The 24,574-nt window shown below is 63.0% G+C and carries 19 protein-coding genes; 13 read left to right on the top strand and 6 right to left on the bottom strand.

Features of this window, described 5'->3' with window-relative positions:
- Positions 1–30: 30 nt before the first annotated feature.
- Together G3N59_RS20530 and G3N59_RS20525 are read right to left on the bottom strand one after the other, a co-directional pair.
- Positions 31–1,236, bottom strand: a complete 1,206-nt coding sequence (locus tag G3N59_RS20530) for a DNA-binding protein (protein ID WP_205984457.1) — start codon at positions 1,234–1,236, stop codon at positions 31–33.
- Between the two features lie 1,134 nt (positions 1,237–2,370).
- Positions 2,371–2,775 carry a hypothetical protein gene (locus G3N59_RS20525; protein WP_205984456.1) on the bottom strand — a complete coding sequence of 135 codons (405 nt, stop codon included), beginning with the start codon at positions 2,773–2,775 and terminating at the stop codon, positions 2,371–2,373.
- A 290-nt stretch (positions 2,776–3,065) separates the two neighbouring features.
- Here G3N59_RS20525 and G3N59_RS20520 point away from each other — a divergent pair, with 290 nt between their 5' ends.
- Entirely contained in the window at positions 3,066–4,421 is a 1,356-nt protein-coding gene (locus G3N59_RS20520) for a replication initiation protein (RefSeq protein ID WP_205984455.1), read from the top strand.
- A gap of 110 nt (positions 4,422–4,531) precedes the next feature.
- Here the strand turns inward: G3N59_RS20520 and G3N59_RS20515 are convergent, their stop codons facing one another.
- The gene (locus G3N59_RS20515; RefSeq protein ID WP_205984454.1) at positions 4,532–5,593 is read right to left on the bottom strand and encodes a ParB/RepB/Spo0J family partition protein; all 1,062 of its coding nucleotides are present in this window, start codon (positions 5,591–5,593) and stop codon (positions 4,532–4,534) included.
- A 24-nt stretch (positions 5,594–5,617) separates the two neighbouring features.
- Positions 5,618–6,280 carry a ParA family partition ATPase gene (parA, locus tag G3N59_RS20510; RefSeq protein ID WP_183728142.1) on the bottom strand — a complete coding sequence of 221 codons (663 nt, stop codon included), beginning with the start codon at positions 6,278–6,280 and terminating at the stop codon, positions 5,618–5,620.
- Positions 6,281–6,989: 709 nt separating this feature from the next.
- Between parA and arsC the strand changes: the two genes are divergently transcribed.
- The 3 genes from arsC (at position 6,990) to G3N59_RS20495 (ending at position 9,693) form a co-directional block, all read left to right on the top strand.
- Positions 6,990–7,346: an arsenate reductase (glutaredoxin) gene (arsC, locus tag G3N59_RS20505; RefSeq protein WP_205984453.1), complete on the top strand. Its 357-nt coding sequence runs from the start codon at positions 6,990–6,992 to the stop codon at positions 7,344–7,346.
- Between the two features lie 101 nt (positions 7,347–7,447).
- The gene (locus G3N59_RS20500) at positions 7,448–8,824 is read left to right on the top strand and encodes a gluconate:H+ symporter (protein ID WP_205984452.1); all 1,377 of its coding nucleotides are present in this window, start codon (positions 7,448–7,450) and stop codon (positions 8,822–8,824) included.
- A 314-nt stretch (positions 8,825–9,138) separates the two neighbouring features.
- Positions 9,139–9,693 carry an NAD(P)H-dependent oxidoreductase gene (locus G3N59_RS20495; RefSeq protein ID WP_205984451.1) on the top strand — a complete coding sequence of 185 codons (555 nt, stop codon included), beginning with the start codon at positions 9,139–9,141 and terminating at the stop codon, positions 9,691–9,693.
- Between the two features lie 68 nt (positions 9,694–9,761).
- Here the strand turns inward: G3N59_RS20495 and G3N59_RS20490 are convergent, their stop codons facing one another.
- Positions 9,762–10,562: a hypothetical protein gene (locus G3N59_RS20490; protein ID WP_205984450.1), complete on the bottom strand. Its 801-nt coding sequence runs from the start codon at positions 10,560–10,562 to the stop codon at positions 9,762–9,764.
- Positions 10,563–10,777: 215 nt separating this feature from the next.
- The gene (locus G3N59_RS20485) at positions 10,778–13,144 is read right to left on the bottom strand and encodes a hybrid sensor histidine kinase/response regulator (RefSeq protein ID WP_205984449.1); all 2,367 of its coding nucleotides are present in this window, start codon (positions 13,142–13,144) and stop codon (positions 10,778–10,780) included.
- A gap of 768 nt (positions 13,145–13,912) precedes the next feature.
- Here G3N59_RS20485 and G3N59_RS20480 point away from each other — a divergent pair.
- From G3N59_RS20480 to G3N59_RS20440, 9 genes are all read left to right on the top strand, one after another.
- Positions 13,913–14,281, top strand: a complete 369-nt coding sequence (locus tag G3N59_RS20480; RefSeq protein WP_205984448.1) for a response regulator — start codon at positions 13,913–13,915, stop codon at positions 14,279–14,281.
- A complete protein-coding gene (locus tag G3N59_RS20475; protein WP_027820393.1) occupies positions 14,274–14,897 on the top strand; it encodes a chemotaxis protein CheC in 624 nt (207 codons plus the stop codon). Before G3N59_RS20480 ends, G3N59_RS20475 begins: the two co-directional genes overlap by 8 nt.
- The gene (locus G3N59_RS20470) at positions 14,894–15,850 is read left to right on the top strand and encodes a sensor domain-containing diguanylate cyclase (RefSeq protein ID WP_205984447.1); all 957 of its coding nucleotides are present in this window, start codon (positions 14,894–14,896) and stop codon (positions 15,848–15,850) included. The genes G3N59_RS20475 and G3N59_RS20470 overlap by 4 nt, the downstream gene beginning before the upstream one ends.
- 1,219 nt (positions 15,851–17,069) lie before the next feature.
- Positions 17,070–18,770, top strand: coding sequence for a group II intron reverse transcriptase/maturase (ltrA, locus tag G3N59_RS20465; protein WP_205984446.1), 1,701 nt, complete (start codon positions 17,070–17,072; stop codon positions 18,768–18,770).
- Between the two features lie 231 nt (positions 18,771–19,001).
- A complete protein-coding gene (gene hpnD, locus G3N59_RS20460) occupies positions 19,002–19,853 on the top strand; it encodes a presqualene diphosphate synthase HpnD (protein ID WP_205984445.1) in 852 nt (283 codons plus the stop codon).
- On the top strand, positions 19,853–21,103 hold the full coding sequence (gene hpnE, locus G3N59_RS20455; RefSeq protein WP_205984444.1) for a hydroxysqualene dehydroxylase HpnE: 1,251 nt from the start codon (positions 19,853–19,855) through the stop codon (positions 21,101–21,103). Before hpnD ends, hpnE begins: the two co-directional genes overlap by 1 nt.
- 15 nt (positions 21,104–21,118) lie before the next feature.
- On the top strand, positions 21,119–23,185 hold the full coding sequence (gene shc, locus G3N59_RS20450) for a squalene--hopene cyclase (RefSeq protein ID WP_205984443.1): 2,067 nt from the start codon (positions 21,119–21,121) through the stop codon (positions 23,183–23,185).
- A complete protein-coding gene (locus G3N59_RS20445; RefSeq protein ID WP_205984442.1) occupies positions 23,185–23,910 on the top strand; it encodes a phosphorylase in 726 nt (241 codons plus the stop codon). The genes shc and G3N59_RS20445 overlap by 1 nt, the downstream gene beginning before the upstream one ends.
- A gap of 129 nt (positions 23,911–24,039) precedes the next feature.
- Positions 24,040–24,525, top strand: a complete 486-nt coding sequence (locus G3N59_RS20440; protein ID WP_205984441.1) for a hotdog domain-containing protein — start codon at positions 24,040–24,042, stop codon at positions 24,523–24,525.
- Positions 24,526–24,574 lie beyond the last annotated feature (49 nt).

Below are 24,574 nucleotides of genomic sequence, written 5' to 3'. Positions count from 1 at the left end.
GAGGCTTTTTTATTCCCGTAAACACTCACCTCAACGCACGGCGGACGTCTTTCTGCCTGCGGCAAATCGCGCGACGGCCTCCAATCGCGATGTCCCCGTTCCCGACGTGTACTCGCACTCGGGACACGACAGCTCGAAGCGGCCATCGACCTGCGACAGTTCCGGCTCGCCTTCCTCGCAATTCGGGCATTGCTGAGGCAAGCCCACATGACCATCGACCAGCGTGCCCAGTTGCGCCAGTTCCGGCTCCGTGAGCCGGCCTGACTGCGCGAGCGTACATAACACGCCGGCCACCGAACCGTCGATTCCCTGCTGCGAACGCAGCGCCGTTACCTGACTCGTCAGGCTGTCCACTTCGTCGGAACGCTCGCGCAACACCGCGTCGAGCCGATCGGCACGCGCCTTGGCGCTCGCCAGTTGCTGGATGAAATCGAATTCCTTCCGGCTCGCGTCGCGCTGCGCGGCCTGCCACGTCGACGACATCGTGCGCAGCGAATCGAGCTCCACCAGCATCGGCTTCACGCGCCGCTCGGCTTCGGCCAGCGCATCCTTGATCTGCTGGGCGTAGTGCTCGGTGCTGCGGCGCATTTCTTCATGCAGACCATCGATACGATCGCGCAAGCCCGCGTTGGTGCTCTGTTCGGTGTCGATGCGTTTTTGCAGCGCTTCGTTTTCGGCTTCCAGCCGCCGCACGGTGGCCAGAAGACTGTCCTGATGCGATGCGCCATGCGCCGACGACGCGGCCAGCTGATTCTCGAGTTCACGCACGCGCGCCCAGGCGGCTTCCGTGCGGGTCTCGCTGCGCTGGAGCATTTCATCGGCGGCGAGCCGTCGTGCTTCAGCGTCGCGCATCGCCTGTTCGGCACCCTGGCGGTCGGTTTCGATCGCTTCCCGCTCGGATTCGAGCGTTTGCAGCGCCAGCACGCGGGCTTCCTCGAACAGTGCGCCCAGCAGTTCGCCGGCGCGTTCTTCCAGTGCAGGCGGAATTGCGCCACTACCGACGCGCACTTTCGAGGCGGCGCGGATGCGCTGCCAGAACAGGTCGATGTCTTTAGGAATGTCGCTGGCGCTGCCGGTCTGGGTCAGATCCCGGACCGTAGCCATTGAGGGTCGAATGCCGAAGTCGAAGAACAACCGTTTGCAGGCATGAAGCGATAGCTCCTGCCGTCGTGCGCCGTCTTTGCGCAAGGTTTCGAGTTCTTCGCGAAGGGCCAGACGTTCTTCGTCTCGGATCATGGTCATCTCGGCAAGAGGGTGTGGATCGAATAATAACAAATTACGTATTGTTCGATACGATTTCCCGAGCGAGTGTCGTGACGTCTTCGATTCCAGTGTGTTTACCGCTGTGAATCGCGTCTTTCGTCACGTCTGATGCCGATGTTTCGTGAAACAAAGTGAGGTTTGTTTCATAAGCCATTGTAAACGTATGGCTTTCTACTGGCGATCACTTTATAGACAATGTTCCACGGAAGTATTGGCGTTGTCACGAGCGGTTCCAAGGGAAGAGGATGTGGATATCTCAGGAGGCTCGCGGGGTAGAAAGGCTAGAGAGTAATAAAAGTAAACACCATTGATACCCGTTAAAAACGTTAACGCCACGGCAAAGCCTTACCTGGTGGCGTTTACAGCGGGATTGGGTGAAGCTTTACGGGATACTTGGTGAGGCGATGCAGGATGCACGGGTGATGGGCTTCGGGGAAGGCGGTGAGAGCCTGCGGGAAGGAAAGTGAGCGGGTTCGGGGACAGCCCTATTCTTGACTGTAATGCAAGGGTGAGCGATTACGGGAGGCCGAACGGCTTGAACCCCGTATACGCCGGTAGCCAGTGCGCTGTTACGCGAAATGCAACGGTGAGCGGATTCAGGGCCCCGGATCCGCACGCTTTTTGACGCCAATCGGGACGCTAAAAACGCTTCGGTGAGAGAGATCGGGAAAAAACGCCGTTCGAAGGTGATGCTTTTCGGGAGCCAGAGGCCGATTTTGACCGAATTCAGCGGTTTGGGCACGTCAAGTGAGCTTTTACGGGAGCGCAAGAGTGGCAGCTCAAGCCGTTGTGCGATGACTTTGCCAACGCCCGGTTTTGCGATTCGGGCCTTGAGGTGAGGCATTACGGGAGATCGGGGCAGCGGCACTGAATTGATCGTTTCCCGGGTGAAGAAAAGCGCAAAGTGAGGCTTTTCGGGAGCCGATCACCGCCGTTTTTTGCCCAAAGGTGAGGCTTTTCAGGGGCTAGTTGGTGTTCACTAACGGCAAAAGCTTGAAAAATAACGGCTGTCGTTTTTTCTCTCCTGCCGGCCAGATCGCAAATGGTGAGTATTTTCGGGACCCGATTCGCTGGCTTTTCTGGGCGCGTTTACGCGGATAGGAGGCTTCAAAGTGAGCTTTCACGGGAGATCGTGAGCTGCAGATGCGCTGACTGGGCTTGTGGATAACCCTCAGAATTCATTAGCTTTTTCCTGGGCGCATCCAAAAGGTGAGCATTTTCAGGAGCAGAAGCAGGACTTTCGAATACGTGCCGCAAATGCTGAAAGGTGAGCTTTTCCGGGGACCATTTTCTCTCCATTAAACCACCTGACGGGACCTGGAAGCCCTTGCCGATGAGATCGGGAGAACCTAAAAGGTGAGCATTTTCGGGAGTGCTGGGAGGCGAAACGCGGCTCAACGTGCTCCCATTGCGCCCCAGGCGGGCCGATCGAGCCAATTCGCGCGCTTCTCGACGCGCCAGGACGCCCAGGATGAGGTTAATTCCGCCATCAGGTGCCTTGCCGTTGACCATTCGCACCACGCTCGACCGTTGCATCGACGCCAGGAAAATTTAAGGTGAGCTTTATCGGGAGGCGAAGGACACCATCTGGAATCAAGCCACTTCAACGTCATGTGCCGCAACCCAATACTGGCCGGAAGGCCCGCTGCCAGGCGGATTTCGCAAAGGTGAGCCTTTCCGGGATGGCTTCGTGGTGAGTCGTCGTGCGCGGAGCCGCATCACCGGCAATGGTGAGACTCACCCTATAGACGCGTTTCACCACAGACGGTATCCTTTCGCGAAATCTCACCTTGACCCGACGCATGGCCACGAAGCGCGTAAAAAAAACCGATGTGGTGAGCCCCAGCTCGGCTGAACTGCGTAAGGCCGTCGAGGCGATCGCCATTCAGCCGAAAAGCGGCAAGATCACGCTGCTCACCCGCAAGCTCTTCAACGTCCTGCTCGCCGTCGCGCAGCAGGCCGACGAGGCTGGCGACACCTATCGTGCGCTGCTCTCCGACATCGTGGCGAACTCCGCCTTCGATTCGAACGACACCGCGCTCGTGAAGGAGCACCTGCGCCGCATGGTGTCGGTGCAGGTCGAGTGGAGCCAGGGCACCTCGAGCCAGAAGCCGGGCCGCAAGTGGGGCATCTCCACGCTGATCGCGGATGCCGAAATTCTCGAAGACCCCACCACGCGCCGCGTCTGGGTCGAATTCTCGTTTGCACCCAAGATCAAAAAGAAGCTGCTGGACCCGGTCCAGTATGCCCGTCTGAGCCTGCAGTTCCAGAGCCAGCTGCGCAGCAGCGCGGGCCTCGCGCTCTACGAAATCTGTGTCCGCTATCTCACGAACCCGAGTCATCTGACGATGCGCGAGACGTGGGAATGGTGGCGGCCGATTCTCTCCGGCACGCCGGACACCGAAGCCGGCGACGAAGCCAAGCGCGAATACAAGTATTTCAAGCGCGACTATCTGCGCCCGGCCATCGCTGAAGTGAACGCGGTCACCAACATTTTCGTCGAGCTCATCGAGCATCGCGAAGGTCGCCGCGTGGCCGAGATCCAGTTCCGCGTCACCGAGCGCAAACAGCCGATGCTGGCGCTCGACGAACACCCGAATGTGTTCGACAGCACGCTGGTCGACCGGATGGTGAAGATCGGCATTCCGCTCAAGGAAGCGCAGTCGCTCTACGCCGATAGCGAAGAGAATCGCATCCGCGCCGCGCTGCAACTCACCGAGCAGCGTATGCGCAGCACCAGCCTGCCACCGGTGCGCAGCGCCGCGGCGCTGTTCAAGGACGCCTTGAAGAAGGGCTACGCGCCGCCGGTCGAAGATGCGGCGGGTGTGGCCGCGGCGGGCCGTGCGATCGCCGGCGCCGTGACCGCGGACGATCCCAAGGCGCGTCTGATGGACGAGTACGCCGCGTACCGCCGCAAGGAAGCGCGTTCGCTCTACGACGAACAGGGCGATCTCGAGCGCGAGATCGCGCGCACGTCGTTCGAGAACGACGAACTGCCGGGCCTCGGTTCGCATCTGCGTGACGACTGGCGCCGTCGAGGTCTCGACTCGAAACTCGGCGAGACGGCTTTCTTCGACTGGCTGGCCCGCAAGACCTGGGGCGAACCGACCGACGGCGATCTGCTCGCTTTCACGCTGAGCCAGTCGCGCGCAGCCTGACGGTGTGGCCGTCGCGGCCTGCCCTGCCGCCGCGCATTCGCTCTTCGAATCAATAAAAAAGCGGTCTTCACGCATCCACGTGAAGACCGCTTTTTCTTTGCCGCCCCGACTTACTTCGTCTTGAGCATCTCTTCGATCTGGTGAAGGATGGCATCGCGCCGGTCCTTCGTCAGACCCTTCAGACGCAGTTCCAGCCTGTCATCGCCATACGACTTCAGATCGCCCACGGCCACGCCGTCGAGCTTGATCTCCATACGCTGCGCGTAACGCTGGCGACCGGCCGGCTTGGGGCTCTCCTGAGGCGTCGCACGACCCTTGACGATATCGGCGACCTGACGCGTGCTGAGATCGTCGGCGAGAATCCGGTTGATCAGCCGCAGCGTGGCGTCCGTGCCGCGCGCGCCGTGATAGCGGCCAACCTGGTACGCCATGTTCGAACCGAAGCGGTCCGGGCGCGCGACCATTTCGTGCATCACCGCTTCAGGCAGTTTGCCGATCGACAGCGCAACCGCCACGGTCGATTCGTCGAGGCCGAGATGATCGGCCAGTTCGCGCTGGCTCTGGAAATGCTTGTCGTCGATAAAACGCTTCCAGACGACGGCGTTGTCGAACACCGTCTGCGAATCGCGCTGCACGTTGAGGTCGTAGCCGAGTTTGTAGCTCTCCAGCCCGATCGGCAGATCGACGACGATCGCCTTGACGACTTCCTTGTTGGCTTCCTTGAGCGCCCGCACGCGTCGTCCGCCGTCGCTCACGAAGTAGCTGCCCGGAGCGGCGTAATCGGGGATCACGTGGATCGCCTGCTGCTGCCCCTGCTTCGCAAGATTGACCGCCAGTTCGGCAATCGACGTCTTCAGATAGAAGTGGCGCGGATTGAACGGGCTCGGCTTGATTGCCTTCAGCGGCAGTTCGATGATCTGGCCGGGGCGGTAACCCTGGTCGACGCGCCACGCGCGGTATTCGGCCGATTCGTGTTCGCCGGTGGCGAGCACTTCTTCCTGGGCTTCCACGGCCGGTTCCGGCTGGCTGGCACGACCGACGACTTCGCGCGTCTTGGGCTTGTCCTGGACGAGGCCGTCGATGGCGTTGAGCCGGTCAAGCGCGGTGCGCTTCTCGCTGCTCGTCGTATCAGGCCGGGCCTGGAAACCCTTGGCAAATTGTGAGGACTTCATTCAGGTTCCTTTATGCGCATAAAGTCAGGAGAGCATCTCCGCGATCTCGTCCGCGCAGGCGCGAACTTCGACCGCGGCGAGCCGCGCACCGCGATCGTTCATCTGCAGGACTGTCTGGCCGAGGGCCATGGCCTGCTTGTACGCTTCGCGGGTGGGGATCTGCGTCTTGAGCAAAGGAAAACCGAGTTCTTCCAGCGCACGCTTGAGTTCACGCGTGAGCATGCGTTTCTCTTCGGTCTTGTTCAGCAGGAACACGGCCTTGAGATCTTCGTTCATGACCTGCGCTTGCTGCACCAGCTTCACGAGGCCGACGCTCGACCAGTAATCAGCTGGCGATGACGACGTGGGGATGACGGCAATCGATGCCGCGAGCAGCACCACGCCCGACACTTTCTCGGTGATCGACGGCGGGCAATCGACAACGATGATGTCGTAGTCGCCAATGAACTTCTTGATCTCGCGGTGGATCTGGCCACCGGCTTCGGAGAGATTGACCACCGGGAAAGGAATGCCGACGTCGCCGTCAGCGGAAGCGCTTGCCCAGTGAACCAACGTGTTCTGGCCGTCGGCATCGACCACGAGTACACGCTTTCCCCGTTCATGAAATGCTGCGCCGAGATGCATCGCGATCGTGCTCTTGCCGACCCCGCCCTTCTGCTGCGTGACTGCGATTATCTCTGCTGCCAATTGATTTTCTCCTTTTGCTAATTGTTTTGGATTTTACCTGGATTAAGTTGTGATTCAACGGCAAGAGCTTGTTTTTCGTCGTATGAAGCTGCAACGTTGGCCGTTCGGCTGAGGTTTATGCGCATAAAGGTCGAAGGCCGCGGCGAGCGCGTGCCGTCGCACGGCACCAATGGAACGATGGCGCCCCACGCCGAATTGCGTCGCGCCGTCAGGCTTTATGCGCATAAAGCAGATGACAGCGATGCTCCTGGAGGTTGCCGAGCGTAGTCACGGTTTTCATGACCGATGTCGACCGCCGCCGATGCTTTCCACTCGTGCGACTCCAAAGGTTTATGCGCATAAAGTCCGCGCACTCATTGCCCAGATTCCGGCATGTCTTTGATGGCATCAACCGCGCATGCACTCTGTGGCGATGGACGGGCACGGCTTTATGCGCATAAAGCCGTCCGGCGATCTGATGCGTTCGACGAATCGCCCGCACTTCCCTCCCCTCTTGCCGATGTCGCCAGTGCGATTCTTTATGCGCATAAAGCGCCCTACCCGCGTGGTCTTCGCGGCATGGCGTGCTCTCATCTCGACCCGCCGGTAAAATCAGTGCCGACTCAAACGACCACACATGGAGACAGGCCGTGAGCCAAAGTCAAACGCGGGCCAGTCCGCAATACGTGTCGCCCCACCTCACCCTCCTGCGCTTTCCTGCTACCCAACCATGATCACGATCTACCACAACCCCCGTTGCTCGAAATCGCGCGCGACCTGCGAACTGGTCGCCGGCACCCACGCCGCTGGCGAGCCCGTCGAAATCATCGAGTATCTGAAGACGCCGCTCACAGTCGATCAACTGAAGGCGCTCCACGCGCTCCTCGGTGGCGATCTGCGCGACATGATGCGCACGAACGAAACGGAATATGAAGAACTCGGCCTGGGCGCGGACAGCGTCAGCGACGACCAGCGCTACGCAGCCATCGCCCAGCACCCGATCCTGCTGCAACGTCCGATCGTCGTGCGTAATGGCCGCGCCGCGATTGGCCGTCCGCCGGAAAACGTCGCCGCCTTGTTTGCCTGACCTGGGCGCGCAGTCGCCAAACCTCACGAACATCCCAACGGCCGCTTCACACCCGACACGGCCTCTTCCCAACCGCAGTGACACCGATCATCGAGAATCCCGTGGAGTCCCTTGCTAACTTACCCGCGTGGTCGTTCCACGACACACGCCTGATCCTCTCCTGTGCGCTCGGCCTTGTGCTGATCGTTATCCTGATTAGCGCGCTCAAGCTCGCGCCGTTCCTCTCGATCCTCGTTGGGACGTTCGCGGCGGGCTTCGCCGCCGGCGTGCCGCTCGAAGGCGTCGCGAGTGCATTCAGCAAAGGCGCCGGTGCGCTGCTCGGCGATGTCGGCATCATCATCGCGCTCGGCGCCATGCTAGGTGCGCTGATGGCGGAATCGGGCGCGGCCGACCGCCTCGTGTCCACCTTGCTCGATCATTCGACGCCGCGCACGCTGCCGTGGATGATGTCGCTCGTCGCGGTCATCATCGGCTTGCCGCTCTTTTTCGAAGTCGGCCTCGTGATGATGGTGCCGATCATTTTCGTCATGGCGCGCCGTTCCCAACAGCCGATCCTGCGCATCGCCATTCCGGCGCTCGCGGGCATGACCACGCTGCATGCGCTGCTGCCGCCGCACCCGGGCCCGCTGATTGCCGTCAGCGCCTTGCATGCGGATCTGGGCATTACGCTTGGCTTCGGCATCATCGTGGCGATTCCAGCGGTGATCCTCGCGGGCCCGCTCTATGGTTCGTGGCTCTCGCGCCGCATGCAGGTGGCGGAACCCGAAGATCTCGGCAAATTGTTTACGAGTCATGATCCGCAACTGGCGGCGCCGAGCTTCGGCGTTTCGCTGCTGACCATTCTTCTGCCCGCCGTACTGATGCTTTGCCGCACGGTCGCGAAACTCGCGCTGCAGCCCGATACGCTCAGCTTCACCGTGCTCAACTTCTTAGGTGAGCCTTTGATCGCGCTCGGGCTCACCGTTCTGTTTGCGATCGTTGCGCTTGGTTGGTCGCGCGGCATGGCGCGTGAACGTGTCGGCAATATCCTGCGCAAGAGCCTGCCGCCGATCGCGGGTCTGCTGCTGACCATCGGCGCGGGCGGCGGTCTCAAACAGACGCTCGTGCTCGCCGGCATCAGCACGACGATCAGCAAGATCGCCGTCGGTGCGCATCTGCCGCTGCTGCTGCTCGCGTGGCTGATTGCCGTCGCGCTGCGTCAAGCGACGGGTTCCGCCACGGTCGCCACCACCGCCACTGCTGGCATCGTCGCGCCGGTCGTCACCGGTCTGAGCGCCACCCACAATTCGCTGATGGCGCTCGCCATCGGCGCGGGCTCGGTGTTCTTCTGCCACGTCAACGATGCGGGCTTCTGGATGGTGCGCGAGTACTTCGGCCTGAAGCTGAAACAGACAGTCTTCGTCTGGTCGATTTTGCAGACCATCGTTTCGGTCGTCGGTCTCGTGCTCACGCTGCTGCTCTGGAGCCTGCTCAGCTAGCGCCCCGCCCTACCGCGTCTGTCGCAGCGCATTCCGGCGCGCTGCGACAGATGTGCTCAAAACTCAGGCGCCCTACTCCGCCGACCGGAACCCGACACATTGCCGATGGCACCGGCCTTTGCGCAAAGTTGTGCACAAGGTTATCGACAAAATCTGTGGATAAACCGCCGCCTTCGCACTTGTCCACATTCCCTCGTCCCCTCATCCCAGCGCCGGACACCCTGACATACCCGCCACGCCGCACGCGCCTATGATGTGGGTTCTCTGCAATGCGCTTCGCGCGCGCTCTCGAGAACTCCGAGGAGGACACTGAGATGGCCTATCAAATCGCGGTCGTGGTCGGCAGTCTGCGCAAGGAATCGTTCAACCGTCAGCTCGCGCATGCCGTGACGACGCTGGCACCCGCCGACTTTTCATTCGAGTTTCTCGACATCGGTGGATTGCCGCTTTACAGCCAGGATTACGACGCCGATTTCCCCGAAGTCGCGCGTCAGTTCAAGCAGAAAATCGAAGCCGCCGATGCGCTGCTCTTCGTGACGCCCGAATACAACCGCTCGATTCCGGGCGTGTTGAAGAACGCGATCGACTGGGGATCGCGGCCGTGGGGCAAAAATTCGTGGAGCGGCAAACCGGGTGCGGTGCTCGGCACCTCGCCGGGCGCGATCGGCACTGCCCTCTCGCAGGCGCACCTGCGCAACGTGCTGGCGTATCTCGATGTCGCGACGCTCGGTCAGCCCGAGATGTTCGTCAAACACGACGTCAGCCGCATCAACGAGAAAGGCGAGATCGTGAACGACGATACGCGCAAGTTTCTGCAGACCTTCGTCGATCGCTACGTGGAGTGGGTGAAGCGTCAGCTTGGACGCTGAGCGTTTTTTCCAGAGTCGAAGAGCGCGATGGCGCACGAGCCTGCGCCATCGCCGTCCCAGTCGCCCGCTTAATGCAGCGTAGGACCGATACCCTTCACCGGCTGATCGGGCGCATCTGACGCGCGGTGATCGTGCGAATCCTCTTCGTATTCGATGAATTCGTCGGGGATACGCGGCGCGGCGGCGGCCGATGTCTGGGTGGCCTGCGGCGTGCCAGGCACATCGACGCGCGCGCGCGTTTCATGCGGATTGTGCGCGGCCGCCGGCGTGCCCATCACCGCGCCCGCGCCGGGTGCGCTCGCTGCGGTGAGAACCGTGGCTTCGGCATCGTTCACCGTGCGCGCGTCTGCGGCCATGTGCTCGGGGCTCGCTGCGGTGGGCGGAATCGGCTCGATGGCGTCAGCGGGCGTTGCGCGTCGACGCATGGCATCGGCGATACCGGCGAGCCCGAGTTCATCGAGCGCCGAATGCTCGCGCATGACCGGATCGGTATCTGCCGATGCCCACGTCCAGTTGCCGCCGCGAATCGCCACTTCGAGCGCCTGTTCGTCGCGCAGTGTTTCGCGTGCGAGATCGGCGTGCGCTTCGTCGCTCACGCGCACGCCGAGCAGCACGTTGCCGTCCGGCGCGGCCGTTGCCGCTGGCGCGTGCGGCGCGGGTTCGGGCACGGCGCCGGCGTTGGCGTTGGCGCGCACGTCGCCGGTCGTGGAGAAGAAGCTCGACACCAGCCGCTCGATGCCAGCCAGCACGCCGGCCTCATGCACGGGCAACTCGATATCGCTTGCCGGAAATCCGCGCTGGAGCAGCGCTTCCTGCGCATGCTGCGCGGCATCGTAGGTCTTGAACAGACCGGTCACGGTTTGTCTCATGGCTCACTCCTCGTCGTCACTGGGCGATGGTGGCAAGTCCGGCTCGCGCGCGCGTTGCGTGCAGCACGTGCAGGCAGGCGCGCCGGCGGGATCGTTTGCACATCCGGGCGATGTCGCAAGCCGCATGCCTCGGATGATCCGCAATTCAGACTATAGAAGCCAGCCGCACGATCCGCGCGCTATTTCGATTCACAGCGTCGATTCAGCGTGTCGATTCACAGCGTCGCATCCCGCTCCCGCCGCGCGCGCGTCTGGCGCTCGCGCTGGATCGCTTCGAGCATCTTCTCGAGCAATGCGATATCGAATGGCTTGGACAGCACGCGCACATCCACGTGACGCGCGCGTTCGAGCTCTTCCGCGTAGCCGGTCACGAGAATCACGGGCAGCGTCGGCTCGCGCGACTGCAAGGCTTCGGCGAGATCGATGCCGTTCATTTCGCCCGGCATGTGAATATCCGATAACACCAGATCGAAACGCGGCGCGTCGTTTTCTTCGAGATTGTCCGCATGGGACGCGCGGGCAGCGCGCGCCGCATCGACGAGCGTGAGCGCGCTGGCCGCGTCGACCGCGCAGGTGACGTGATGGCCCATCATCTGCAAAAGCGCCTCGGTGCCTGCTGCGACTTCGTCGTTGTCTTCGACGAGCAGCACGCGCAGGCCTTGTGGCGGATTCGCGCTGTCCTCGCGCACTTCGGGCTCGCGCTTGACCGCGGGCGCGGCTGCGGCGCGCGGCAGATACAGATGCACCGAAGTGCCCGCGCCAATCGCACTGTCGATGGCGGCAAGGCCGCCCGAACGCTCGCAGAACGCGAACACCTGCGGCAGACCGAGACCCGTGCCCATGCCCTTCGGCTTGGTCGTGTAAAGCGGTTCGAAGGCGCGCGCGAGCACATCATGCGACATGCCCACGCCGGTATCTTCGAGCGACACATGCACGAAGTCGCCGTCGAGCGGAAAGCCCTCGCCCGGCCGGAACGCCATGTTGCGCGCGTGCACGGTGAAGCGCCCGCCGTTGGGCATCGCGTCGCGCGCGTTGACGGCGAGATTGATCAGCGCGAGTTCGAATTCGGCGACGTCGACCAGCACCGGCCACACGTCCTCATCGACATCGACGACGAGCGAAACTTTCGCGCCCAGCGACGCACGCAGCAATTCGCGGCTGGCGGGCAGCCAGCGGCCCACGTGAATCGTCTCGTTGCGCAGCGGCTGCTTGCGCGCGACGCCCAGCAACTGGCGCGTCAGTGATTGCCCACTTTTGAGCGCGCGCTCGACCGCCGACAATTCGCGCTCCAGAGCCGCCGCGCCGCGCCGGCGCGCGATCTGCACATTGGCCGAAACGATCATCAGCAGATTGTTGAAATCGTGCGCGACGCTGCCGACCAGGTTGCCGAGCGCTTCCATCTTGCGCGACTGCCGGTAAGCCGATTCGATCGAGCGACGCATCGACGCTTCGGCCTGCCAGCGCTCCCAGGCTTCCTCTTCGGCGGCGAGGCGGCGCAGCGACAGCCAGATTACGCACCACAGCGCGATCGACGGCGTGAACATCGAAATCAGCAACACGCTCAGATGCCGATACCACCCGGCCCAGACCGCCGCCGAGCGATACGCGCAGGTCACATAGACGGGATACGCGCCCACGCGCCGGAACGCCACGATGGCATTGCCGCCGAGCAGTTGCGAATGCATGCGCACGACGCCCGAGTCCTTGCCGAGCGCGAGCGCGGCGGCGAACGGCGTGCCGGGCGTGACCGTATCGGGAATCGTCGGGCGCGCGCCGGATGCCGCTTTCGGCGCCGATGCGGATATCGCCGAAGCCGCTGCCGGTGAACTCAGCGTCGCGCGCGGCGGCGGCTCGAACGCGAGAATCGCGCCATCGCTGCGCACGAGCCCGAGCGCCATCGGCGAATCGTCGCCGAGCAGTTCGCTGTAGAACTTGTTGAAGTAGCGCGGACGCAGCGCCACCGACACGAGGCCGGCGAATTGCCCCGCCGCGTCGCGTCGCGCGATGCCGGTGTTGAATACGGTCTCGCCGCTCACCTGCCCCACCATCACGCGCGAAACGTGATCGACCACGCGTCCGGCGCGAATGCCGACGAAATCGTCGCGCGTGGCGATCGAGACGGGCGGCGGCGGCGAGTAACGGCTGCTCGCGAGCAGATTGCCGTTGCGCCCAAAGATCGACACGGCGGCCACCTGCGGATAACCGCCGCCGATCGCGTCGAGTTTTTCGTGGATCTGCGCTTCGTTCGCGCGAATGCCCTCGTCGTCCAGTTCCTCCACGCCATCGACGATGCGCGCGTCGAGCGCGTCGTTCATGTCAAAGACTTTCAGCGCGTGCTCCTCGGCCACGCGCACGGTGCGCAGCGTGGTGTCGGTGGCGTCGGCTTCGCGGGTGCGCAGGTCGCTGTAGGCCATCGCGGCCACGTAGACGCAGGGCAGCACGATCGCGGCGAGCAGGAGCGCGATCAAGGTGCGGCGGCGGACCGTGAAGTCGTGGCTGGGCGCCGCCGGAAACGGCGCTTCGTCGGTGCGCGACGGCAGCAGCGAACGGTCGTCTGGCCCGGGTGGCCGGTCGGAAATCATCGTACGGAAAGGGCTGGGAGCGGCGGCGGAGCTTTTTGAGATCGCAGATGACATGATAAACGACCCGGCTCGCGCCGCCGCGTTCGGGGCCTCATCGATAAATGCCCGCTGGAAGAAAAATTCACCCGATTCATGCGTAATTTGAGCAATGAGCCATGCGAATCGAATCGCGTTGCGCCCAGGTTGCACCTTGCTCGCAAAGTAAGGCGATTTTTCTGTCAGAACAGGCGATTGCGCGAAAATCCATCGAGCGCAAACGTACACAAAAGGATAATCATCGGACTTTATTTAAGGGATCGATCAATTATTTTCCCTAAATCGCGAAAAATAAGTCATTTTCATTCGTCGATCATTTATCGGCGAGTTGCATTTGTTTCCGTTTGCTTCGAGAATCGCGGACACGATGAATAAGACACCCGAAAATGGGTGAATTGTTTACCGCGCCGTTTTGGTGTTTTCGATGCGTAAGCCGAAAGGACGCGGTGAGAAACGGGGTTGCTACTGTCAGGCTGGCGAGGTTCGCCGCTGCTGCCATCCGTGCCGCGTTACACCGATACGCGCACGCAGGCCTCTGCTGCTTCTTCGACTTGTCCCGACGCCCGGCCGAATCGCCCAGAACGCTGCCGCATGGCGGCCGAAAGTAAGTTGGCGTAAGCCGGCAATTCCATGCTTTACGCATAAAATGCGCGCACCGCTAAAGTTTTTGCGCGCGCCGCCGTCAATACGTCTTAACGCATTCCGTCCAACGCACTCTCAGCCTGCCTATCCATGTCCTTGCCCATCGTGATCGCCGACGATTCGCTGCTAGCCCGCAAGGTGCTCACGAAGGCGCTTCCCGAGGACTGGGACGTCGAGATTTCCTACGCGTCGAACGGACGAGAAGCGCTGGCGCATTATCGCGCCGGGCGTGCACCGGTCATGTTTCTCGACCTCACGATGCCCGATATGACGGGCTTCCAGGTTCTCGAAGCGCTCCAGCATGAGGACCTGAATACCTTCGTGATCGTCGTTTCCGCCGATGTCCAGCCGCGCGCCCAGGAGCGCGCACTGGCGCTCGGTGCGATGGCGTTCGTGCCGAAGCCGGTCACCCAGGAAGCGCTGCTACCCATCCTGAAGGAGTACGGGTTGTATGCCTGATCGAGTGTTCACGGAACTGCAGCGCGACGCCCTGCAGGAAATCGCCAATCTCGGCATGGGTCAGGCGGCTACGCGCCTGTCGGGCCTGCTCAATGCGTTCATCGAACTGTCGGTGCCGCGTGTGCGCGTGGTGGCGGTGCGCGAGGCGGCGCAGGCGCTGCGCGAAATGACCGGCATCGATGGCCCGGTCACCGCAGTGCGACAGGGCTTTCGCTCCGAGATCAAGGGCGAGGCGCTGGTGATCTGCCGCAGCGGCGAAATCGGCGAACTGGGTGCGCTGGTCGGCGGCCCATTCGCGGAATCGGCGTGGGATGCGCTCACGGAACAGGAACTGATTTTCGACGTGGCGAACGTGCTGACGGGCGCGTGCGTATCGTCGATGCTCGACCAGCTCGGGCGCTTGCCGGTGTTCTCGCAGCCTGGCCTGCTGGGCGAGGCCGTCACGCTCGACGAGGTGTTCCAGCCCGGCCTGCTGGCCTGGGATCTGGCGCTGCTCGTCGAAGTCAATTTCGCGCTGGAAGACCAGCGCTTCCGCGCGCATCTCGTCATGCTGATGGCCGAGGAGTCGATTTATCATGTGAGCCGCGCCATCGACGCCATGCTCCATAGCCTATGACTACCCCTGTTTCATCGCCCTCGCTCTCCGACCTCGTCGCGGAGCGTGTTGGTTTCGGCATCTTCGTCCTCGACCGCGAGATGAACGTGCTGATGTGGAATCGCTTCATGCAGGACCACAGCGGCGTGGCCGCCGAAGACGTGATCGGCCGTCCGGTCTTCGAACGTTTTCCCGAACTGCCGCGCGCCTGGCTCGCGCGCAAGGTCGAAAGCGTGTTCCAGCTGGGTAGCTTCGCCTTCAGCTCGTGGGAACAACGCCCTTACCTGTTCCGCTTCGATCACGATCGCCCCATCACGGGCGGCGTCGACTACATGCAGCAGGACTGCACCTTCATGCCGCTGATGCGCGATCGCGAAGTGATCGCCGTGTGCGTGACGATCACCGATGTCACGCACGTGAGCGTGATGCAGCGCGAGCGCGAGGAAGCGGTCACCAAACTGCGCGAATACGCCGATCGCGACGGCCTCACGGGCATCGGCAACCGGCGCTATTTCGAAACGCGTCTGGCCGAGGAGTTCTCGCGCTGGCAGCGTTATGGCGGCGAGATGTCCGTGCTGCTGTTCGATCTGGACCACTTCAAGAAGATCAACGACGAATTCGGCCACGTCGCCGGCGACACGGTGCTGCGCACGATGGCGCAGCGCGTGGCCGGCGTGGTGCGCAAGGAAGACATTTTCGGGCGCTTCGGCGGCGAGGAATTCGCGCTGCTGCTGCCGTGCACGCCGCTCGACGACGCAATGCACGTGGCCGAAAAGATCCGTCATACGATCGGCGATACGCCTGTGGACGTGCAGGGCGACGTCGTGGCGGTGACGGCCAGCGTGGGCGCGGCGTCGGCGCGACCCGGCTCGAACGACTACGAGGTCATGATCAACGAGGCGGACGCCGCGCTTTACAGCGCCAAGCGCCAGGGCCGCAACCGCTCGGTGGTGCTGCTGCACGAGCTCAATTAGCTCCTCGAGCAGGACGAGGGGTTCCGGCGCGCGTTCCCCGAGTATCAGCGGCGTCGGCGAAATTATCGGGGAAATTGAGCGAAGTTAGGTTAAAAATCGCGTGCAATGTGCGATTAACCGGCTGGGCAAATCCTCCGAAGGCGGCGCGAACCCACCGCGCCCCGTTTCCCTTTGCTTGCCCCAACCGCCCCCTGACTGCGGCAGCAGGCAAAGGTTGATATACTTTTGGCCGTTTCGTGCGACACGCACCGTCCGCTCACGTCACGAGCATCGACAAACCATCCCCCTATTGGGGGTTTGGGGGGCTTTTGCCCAAACTTCTGTGAGATGTTGAACTTAGCCTGATCGCGAAGTCCACTTAATGTATTGCTCTGGTTACCACCAGAGTCCGCCCTGTCAGCGGCAGTACCTCCGCCGACAAGGCGAAAGTACCGTTTACATCACCTTGGCCAATCGGCCCAAGGCTCACTGTGACGACGAGCGTACTTAGCTCGATCCATCATTGTTCACACTCGGAAGTCTTCGGCCGACGAGTGCAGCGAACCTGCTATGCGACTAGCAGTAGCCTACGGAGACATGCGTCACTGGTAACGGTGAGGTGTGAAGCTTTCCTGACAATGCAGTCCCCGGTATTTCACGGGTCGGAAATCGCCGTGAGGCGGTCTCCGAGACACTCCCAGCAGGAAGGGGGTCGAGACGCTAGGCTGACTGACATGGCTAACGTATGTGAATCACTGATAAACCCCGTGACAAAAGCGGTGCCAAAACTGCTGACAGGCATCAACCAAAATGGTGTGCGGTCGGCTAGCTCGTTGAAACGTCGGGCTACGTCGCCAATCGACCGCCGGGGAAGAGGTGGAGCCTAAACCAGTCGTGTGATGGATCGGGAACGTGGTAAGCCCGTAGGGTCGCCTGCGGAGCATTGCAGGCAAGCGAACCGCAAGGAACGCCGTTGACTGTGCGGGTATGGGAGGACGGAGAAAGCGAAAGGTATCCTGTAATGGGATGCATAGGGGTTGAGACATTACCCCACGCGAAAGCGGGCAGACTTCCGTTTGGTCTACCGTCGCAAGACGGCTGACGAACCTCTAGCGGAAATTGTGATCGCTGGCGATCTTGGTCGTCAGCGCTGTTATTACCCCGTTGCGGGAGCAAAACGCTCCCGCAAGGGGCGTGTTGCTCCTCGTGCGGGATTCACTTCTTCAAGCGGGAGAGCAGCATGAGAGTATCTGTCCGAAAGGATCGATCTGCGCTCTCACACGCGCCGGATAACTGGTACGCCGTAGATTGGCGACGAGTCGAACGGAACGTGGGAGGGATGCAGATTCGAATTGCGAAGGCGACGCGGGAAGGCGACTGGCGCAGGGTGAAAGCCCTGCAACGAATGTTGACCCGCACGTTGTCCGCGAAGTTGTATGCGGTGCGACGTGTTACGCAGAACCAAGGCGCGCGAACGGCTGGAGTCGATCGCGAACTATGGGATTCGCCTGACAGCCGATGGGAAGCCATCGGCAGATTAAAGCGGCGTGGATATAAGGCTTTGCCATTACGGCGAGTCTTCATCCCCAAGGCCAACGGGAAAGAACGCCCGCTGGGCATTCCGACCATGCGAGACAGGGCGATGCAGGCCCTGTATCTATTGGCCTTGGAGCCCGTGGCAGAGTCGACGAGTGACCCGAACTCATATGGGTTTAGGACCAACCGCTCTACGGCCGATGCCATGGCTCAGATCTTTGTGACCATATCCAGGCGCATTTCGGCCCAATGGATTCTGGAAGCAGATATCAAGGGCTGCTTTGATTACATCAACCACGACTGGCTGATTGACCGCGTTCAAATGGACAAGGGCATTCTCCGGAAGTGGCTGAGGGCTGGCCTGATTTACAAGGGGCAGCTACAGGCGACTGAGGCAGGTACGCCACAAGGGGGCATCATCTCCCCGACGTTGGCCAACGTGACTCTGAACGGTCTGGAAAGTGAACTGACAGCGCATCTCATCGCGCGTCACGGGATCAAGAAGGCCGGGAAGCTGAAAGTTAACTTGGTGCGATACGCCGACGATTTCGTCATTACTGGTGCCTCGAAAGAGATACTGGAAAACGAAGTCAAACCTTGGATCGAAGAATTCCTTGCACAACGAGGCCTTCAACTCTCTGAGGAAAAGACGCGTGTGGTCCACATTGACGATGGCTTCGACTTCCTTGGGTGGAATTTCCGGAAGTACTCCGGAAAGCTGCTCATCAAGCCGAGCAAGAAAAACGCGCAAGCGTTCTATCGCAAAGCTGTGGACGTCATCAGTACCAACAAGACGGTGAAGCAGGAAGGACTGATCCGACTGCTTAACCCGATGTTGCGCGGCTGGGCTCAGTATCACAGTCCAGTTGTGGCTAAGCAGGCGTACACACGCATGGAGCATCTGTTGTTTAAGCGGCTCTGGCGGTGGTCCAGGCGGCGACATCCCCAGAAGAGCACGGATTGGGTGAAGAGGAGGTACTTTCACGCGGTCGGTTCTCGCTCTTGGGTGTTTGCCGCGCCAGTGGTTCGAGAGGACGGCAGCAAAGGGCTCTTCGATTTGTACCAACTCAGCGGTACGGAAATCAGGCGCCATAAGAAGATCAAGGGGGAATTCAACCCCTTCGATCCGATGTGGGAGCAATATGGCGAGCAGTTGCGGCAGGAGCGCATGTGGGATTCGATGCGCTATCGAAAGCAGTGGGCGTCGTTGTTTATGTCGCAGCGAGGGCTATGCGCTCACTGCGACTGCGCTCTAACGGATGAGACAGGGTGGCACGACCATCATCTGGAATATCGGATGACGGGAGGGTCGAATGCCCTTTCCAATCGAGTGTTATTGCATCCGCACTGCCATCAGCAGGTGCACGCTGGTAAAATTGCAGTAACGAAGCCGGCCCTACTGTAGATAGGGTTTTGTTTTTGTAGGCTTGAGCTGTATGCGGGGAAACTCGCACGTACAGTTCTTAGGGGGCCCCGTTCCTGTAAAGGAATGGGGCTACCCTACCGGCCTCGCACCTTGAACGGTGTTCCGACAAGGCCGGTGCCTCGCGCGTGTCCGCGCGCGCGGGCGACCCGCGACTCGCGGGCCCGAATATCTGAAACGCCCCGTCGAGGGCGCCCCCCAGCGGAGTTCGTCTTGGCCGTTTCCAACCTCGTCGTGGACGATACACAGCAGACCGATGCTGCCGCCGCTTCGTCGGGCAGTTCGTTTTATCTCGCGATGCGCATTTTGCCGCCGGCGCAGCGCGACGCCATGTATCAGGTCTACGCTTTTTGCCGCGCTGTCGACGACATCGCGGATAGCGACCTGCCGCGCGCCGAGCGTGCGGCGGGGCTCGACCAATGGCGCGCCGATATCGACGCGTGCTATGCCGGCACGCCGCGCGCGTCGCTGGCGGCGCTCACGCGCCACATCCATACCTTCGGTCTGCAGCGCGAGGATTTCCACGCGATGATCGACGGCATGGCCATGGACGCCGCCGAAGACATCTGCGCACCCGATGAAGACACGCTCGACCTGTACTGCGACCGCGTCGCGAGTGCGGCGGGCCGTTTGTCGGTGAGAATTTTCGGGATGGCAGACGAGCCTGGCCGCCTGCTCTCGCATCACCTCGGGCGCGCGCTGCAGCTCACCAACATCCTGCGCGATATCGACGAAGACGCCGATATCCGCCGCTGCTATCTGCCGCGCGAACTGCTCGCGCGCGAAGGCATCGCGGCCACGAGCCCGCACCAGATTGCCGCCGATCCGTCGCTGCCGCGCGTGTGCGCGACGCTGGTGGAGCGCGCGCTCAAGCATTTCGCCGAAGCCGACGCGATCATGGACCGCACGCCGCGCGTGCAGGTCAAGGCGCCGCGCATCATGTCGGGCGTCTATCGCGTGCTGCTCGAACGCACCGTCGATCGCGGCTTCGACCTGCCGCGTCCGAAGCTCGCCAAGCCGCGCGCACGGCTGATGTGGATCGTGGCGCGCTACGCGCTCTTCTGATGCCCCGGCTCGTCCACGTGATCGGCGCGGGGCTTGCAGGCCTCGCGGCGGCGGTCCGGTTGCAGCGGCGTGGCGTGCAGATCGCGCTGCACGAAGCGGCGGGCCAGGCAGGTGGACGATGCCGTTCGTACTATGACCGCGCGCTCGCGGCCACGCTCGACAGCGGCAATCACGTGGTGCTGGCGGGTCACGCCGAAACGCTCGACTACGTGCGCGAAATCGGCGCAGTCGATGCGCTGGCGGGCCCCGACGAACCCGGTTTCGCCTTCATGGATCTGGCGGCGCGCTCGCGCTGGAACGTGCGTTTCTCGCGTTCGCGCCTGCCGCTGTGGATCGCCGACGCCAACGCGCGCGTGCCCGACACGCGCACAATCGATTACCTCGCGGTGCTGCCGCTGCTGTTCGCCAAACCCGGACGCAGTGTCGCGCAGACCATGCAGTGCGCCGGACCGTTGTGGGAGCGGCTGCTGCGCCCGCTCTATCTCGCCGTGCTCAATATCGAGCCGCGCGAAGCGAGCGCGGAACTGGCGGGCGCGATGTTGCGCGAGGCGCTGTCGATCGGCGGCGAGGCGTTCCGGCCGCTGACCGCGCGCCACGGCCTGTCGAGCGCTTTCATCGATCCGGCGCTGCGCATGTTGCAGCACGGCGGCGCGGCCATCCGGCTCGATTCGCCGCTTCAGGAGATCGTGTACGACGACGCGTCGCAGCGCGTCGCCGCACTCGATTTCGACAGTGGCCGCGTGCTGCTGGGCGCCGATGAAGCCGTGCTGCTGGCGGTGCCGTCCGCGGCGGCCGCCGCGCTCGTGCCGGGCTTGCCGACGCCGCAACGCCATACCGCCATCGTCACGCTGCATTTCGCGATCGAGCCGCCGACCGGCCTTGCTACGCCGATGGTGCTGGTCAACGGCACGGCGGGCTGGCTCAACGCCTCGACGGGGCGCCTTGCCGCCACGATCCACGACGCGGGCGAACTGCTGCTGCTCGCGCCCGAAGAACTCGCGCGGCGCGTCTGGACCGACGTGGCGGCCGCCGCCTCGCTGCCTGCCGATCCCGTGCCCGCGTGGCAGATCGCCAGCGATGCCCAGGCCGTGTTCGCCGCCACGCCGCAGGAAGAATTGCGCCGCCCGTCGGCGCGCACCCGCTGGAACAATTTGACGCTCGCAGGCGACTGGACCGCAACCGGTCTGCCCGCGACGATCGAAGGCGCAATCCGCTCGGGCCGCAAGGCTGCGGATCTGCTCCTGTCTTGACACCAGGATGTACCGATGAACGATCTCTCCCAGGCCCCGGCCGACGACTTCGCACCCGCGCCCGACGCCACCGGCGCTCCGATTGGCGCCAGTGTTGGCACCACCGCCGGCACGCCCGTGCCCGCCGCCGTGCTGGCCCACGACGAAGGCCTCGCGGCCGGCCTCGACGCCGCCGTGGCGCGCGCGACCGACGCGATCCTCGCCGACCAGCGCGCCGACGGCCACTGGGTCTACGAACTCGAAGCCGACGCCACGATTCCCGCCGAATACGTGCTGCTGGTCCACTACCTCGGCGAAGAAGCGAACCTGGAGCTCGAAGGCAAGATCGCGCGCTACCTGCGCCGCATCCAGCTGCCGGGCGGCGGTTGGCCGCTCTTCACCGACGGCGACATGGACGTGAGCGCCAGCATCAAGGCGTACTTCGCGCTGAAGATGATCGGCGACGCCGAAGACGCGGAGCACATGGTGCGCGCGCGCGAAGCGATCCTGGCGGCGGGCGGCGCGGAGAAGGCCAACGTCTTCACGCGCATCCTGCTGGCGCTGTTCGGCGTGGTCACCTGGTACGCAGTGCCGATGATGCCGGTCGAGATCATGCTGCTGCCGAAGTGGTTCCCGTTCCATCTGTCGAAGGTGTCGTACTGGGCGCGCACGGTGATCGTGCCGCTGCTGGTGCTGGGCGCGAAGCGTCCGGTTGCGAAGAACCCGCGCGGCGTGCGGATCGACGAACTGTTCCACAGTGCGCCTGTCAGCACCGGTCTGAACGAGCGCGCGCCGCATCAAAGCCCGGGCTGGTTCGGCTTCTTCCGCGCCGTGGACGGCGTGCTGCGCGTGACCGATCCGCTGTTCCCCAACTACCTGCGCCAGCGCGCCATCGACGCCGCCGTGGCCTTCGTCGACGAACGCCTGAACGGCGAAGACGGCCTGGGCGCGATTTTCCCGGCCATGGCGAACGCCGTGATGATGTACGACGTGCTTGGCTATCCGGCCGATCATCCGCATCGCGCGATTGCGCGCCAGTCGGTCGAAAAGCTCGTCACGATTCACGCCGACGAAGCCTACGTGCAACCGTGTCTCTCGCCGATCTGGGACACCTCGCTGGCCGCCCATGCGCTGATCGAAACCGGCGACGCGCGTGCGCACGAAGCCGCGCGGCGCGGCCTCGAATGGCTGCTGCCGCTGCAGATTCTCGACGTGCGCGGCGACTGGATCTCGCGCCGCCCGGATGTGCGTCCCGGCGGCTGGGCGTTCCAGTACGCCAACCCGCACTACCCCGACGTCGACGATACGGCCGTGGTGGTGGCCGCGATGGAGCGCGTCGACAAACTCGACAAGACCCGCAATTTCGACGAACCGATCGCGCGGGCGCGCGAATGGGTGGTCGGCATGCAGAGCAGCAACGGCGGCTGGGGTGCGTTCGAGCCGGAAAACACCCACGAATACCTGAACAACATCCCGTTCTCGGATCACGGCGCCCTGCTCGATCCGCCGACCGCCGATGTGTCGGGCCGTTGTTTGTCGATGCTCGCGCAGCTCGGCGAAACGCTGACCACCAGTGATCCGGCGCGGCGCGCGTTCAACTACATCCTCGCCGAGCAGGAGTCCGACGGCAGCTGGTACGGCCGCTGGGGCATGAACTACATCTACGGCACGTGGACGGCGCTGTGCGCGCTGAACGCGGCGGGCCTCGAGCATCACGACGCGCGCATGAAACGCGCGGCGCAGTGGCTGATCGCGATCCAGAACGACGACGGCGGCTGGGGCGAAGACGGCACCAGCTACAAGCTCGAATATCGCGGCTACGAGCGCGCGGACAGCACGGCGTCGCAGACGGCGTGGGCGCTGCTCGGCCTGATGGCGGCGGGCGAAGTGAATCACCCGGCGGTGGCGCGCGGCATCGAATGGCTGCAGGCGACGCAGCGCGAGCACGGCCTGTGGGACGAAACGCGCTTCACGGCGACGGGCTTCCCGCGCGTGTTCTATCTGCGTTATCACGGCTATCGCAAATTCTTCCCACTGTGGGCGCTCGCGCGTTATCGCAACCTCAAGCGCGAAGGCGCGACGCTCGTGAAGGTCGGTCTGTGATGGCGGCGGTGGCAAGTTTGAAGACGGGCGGCGCGCTGCCCGTGATCGCCGTGACCGGCATGGCGTTCGAAGCGGGTATCGCGGCGGGCAAAGGCCAGGACGGCATCGAGGCGGTCTATGCCGCGCGCGCCGATCTGCTCGAACGCGCGCTGACGGCGGCGCTCGATCGTGGCGCGGCGGGCGTGATCAGCTTTGGCACGGCGGGCGGCCTCGGGCCGGATCTGGAGCCGGGCACGCTGGTGATCGCGGATGCGATCGAAGGCCCGTTTGGCCGCGTCGATTGTGACAAGGCGTGGAGCGAGCGCATGGCGGCGGCTTTGCTGGCCTCGCCGCTGGCGGCGCAGACGCGTCGCGGCGTGGAAGCGTCCGTGGCCGCCGCGCTCACGGGCGCGGCCGACAAGGCGGCGCTGCATCAGGCGAACGGCGCGCTGGCCGTCGATATGGAGTCGCATCTGGCGGCGGCTGCGGCGGCCGCTCGCGGTCTGCCGTTTGTGGTGTGCCGTGCCGTGGTGGACCCGGCCTGGCGCAGCCTGCCGAAGGCCGCAATGGCGGGCCTGCGCGACGACGGCACGACCGCCGTGCTGCCGGTTCTGCGCGAACTGGCGCGCGATCCGCTGCAATTGGGCGGCTTGCTGCGCATTGCCGCCGATGCCGGCGCGGCGCGCAAGGCGCTGACGGCTGCCCGGTGTGTGTTGATTGAATCTGGCGCGTTTTTTCCGCGCTGATCGGCGAAACCATGCAGCGGGAATATTGAAATCCTAGGGAAAACCCCTATCTCTGGTAATATCTTAGTGTTAACCCTAGGTCCGAACCTTCGAGGTCTGGGGACGGATCAAGCATGGGAGTACCAGAGAATGAATTTTCATACCCGCAAGTGGGTCAAGCCTGAAGACCTGAATCCTAACGGCACCTTGTTCGGCGGCAGCCTGCTGCGCTGGATCGACGAAGAAGCGGCCATTTACGCGATCTGCCAGCTGGACAACCAGCGCGTGGTGACCAAGCTCATCTCCGAAGTCAATTTCGTGAGTTCGGCGCGTCAGGGCGACATCATCGAACTGGGCATCACCGCGACTGACTTTGGCCGCACCTCGATCACGATGCGTTGCGAAGTGCGCAACAAGGTCACGCGCAAGAGCATTCTGACGATCGAAAAGATGGTGTTCGTGAACATGGGTGCCGACGGCAAGCCCGCGCCGCACGGCCGCGATCGCATTCGTTACGCCGAAGAGGCGTACGAGCGTTATCGCGAGACCGTGCATACGTCGGCGGACGCCACGATGCTGGCAGCCGCTAAAGAGGCTGAAAGCATGGAGCAGCACGAAGACGAAGCGGTGCATTGAGCGGCTTCGTTTTACTGGCTTCGCGTTGAATAAAAAACCCGGCAAGGTC

The sequence above is a fragment of the Paraburkholderia sp. Ac-20340 genome, assembly GCF_017104965.1.
GTDB lineage: Bacteria > Pseudomonadota > Gammaproteobacteria > Burkholderiales > Burkholderiaceae > Paraburkholderia.
The sequence above is the reverse complement of the archived record's forward strand: the minus strand, read 5'-3'. Positions and strand labels throughout refer to the sequence as shown.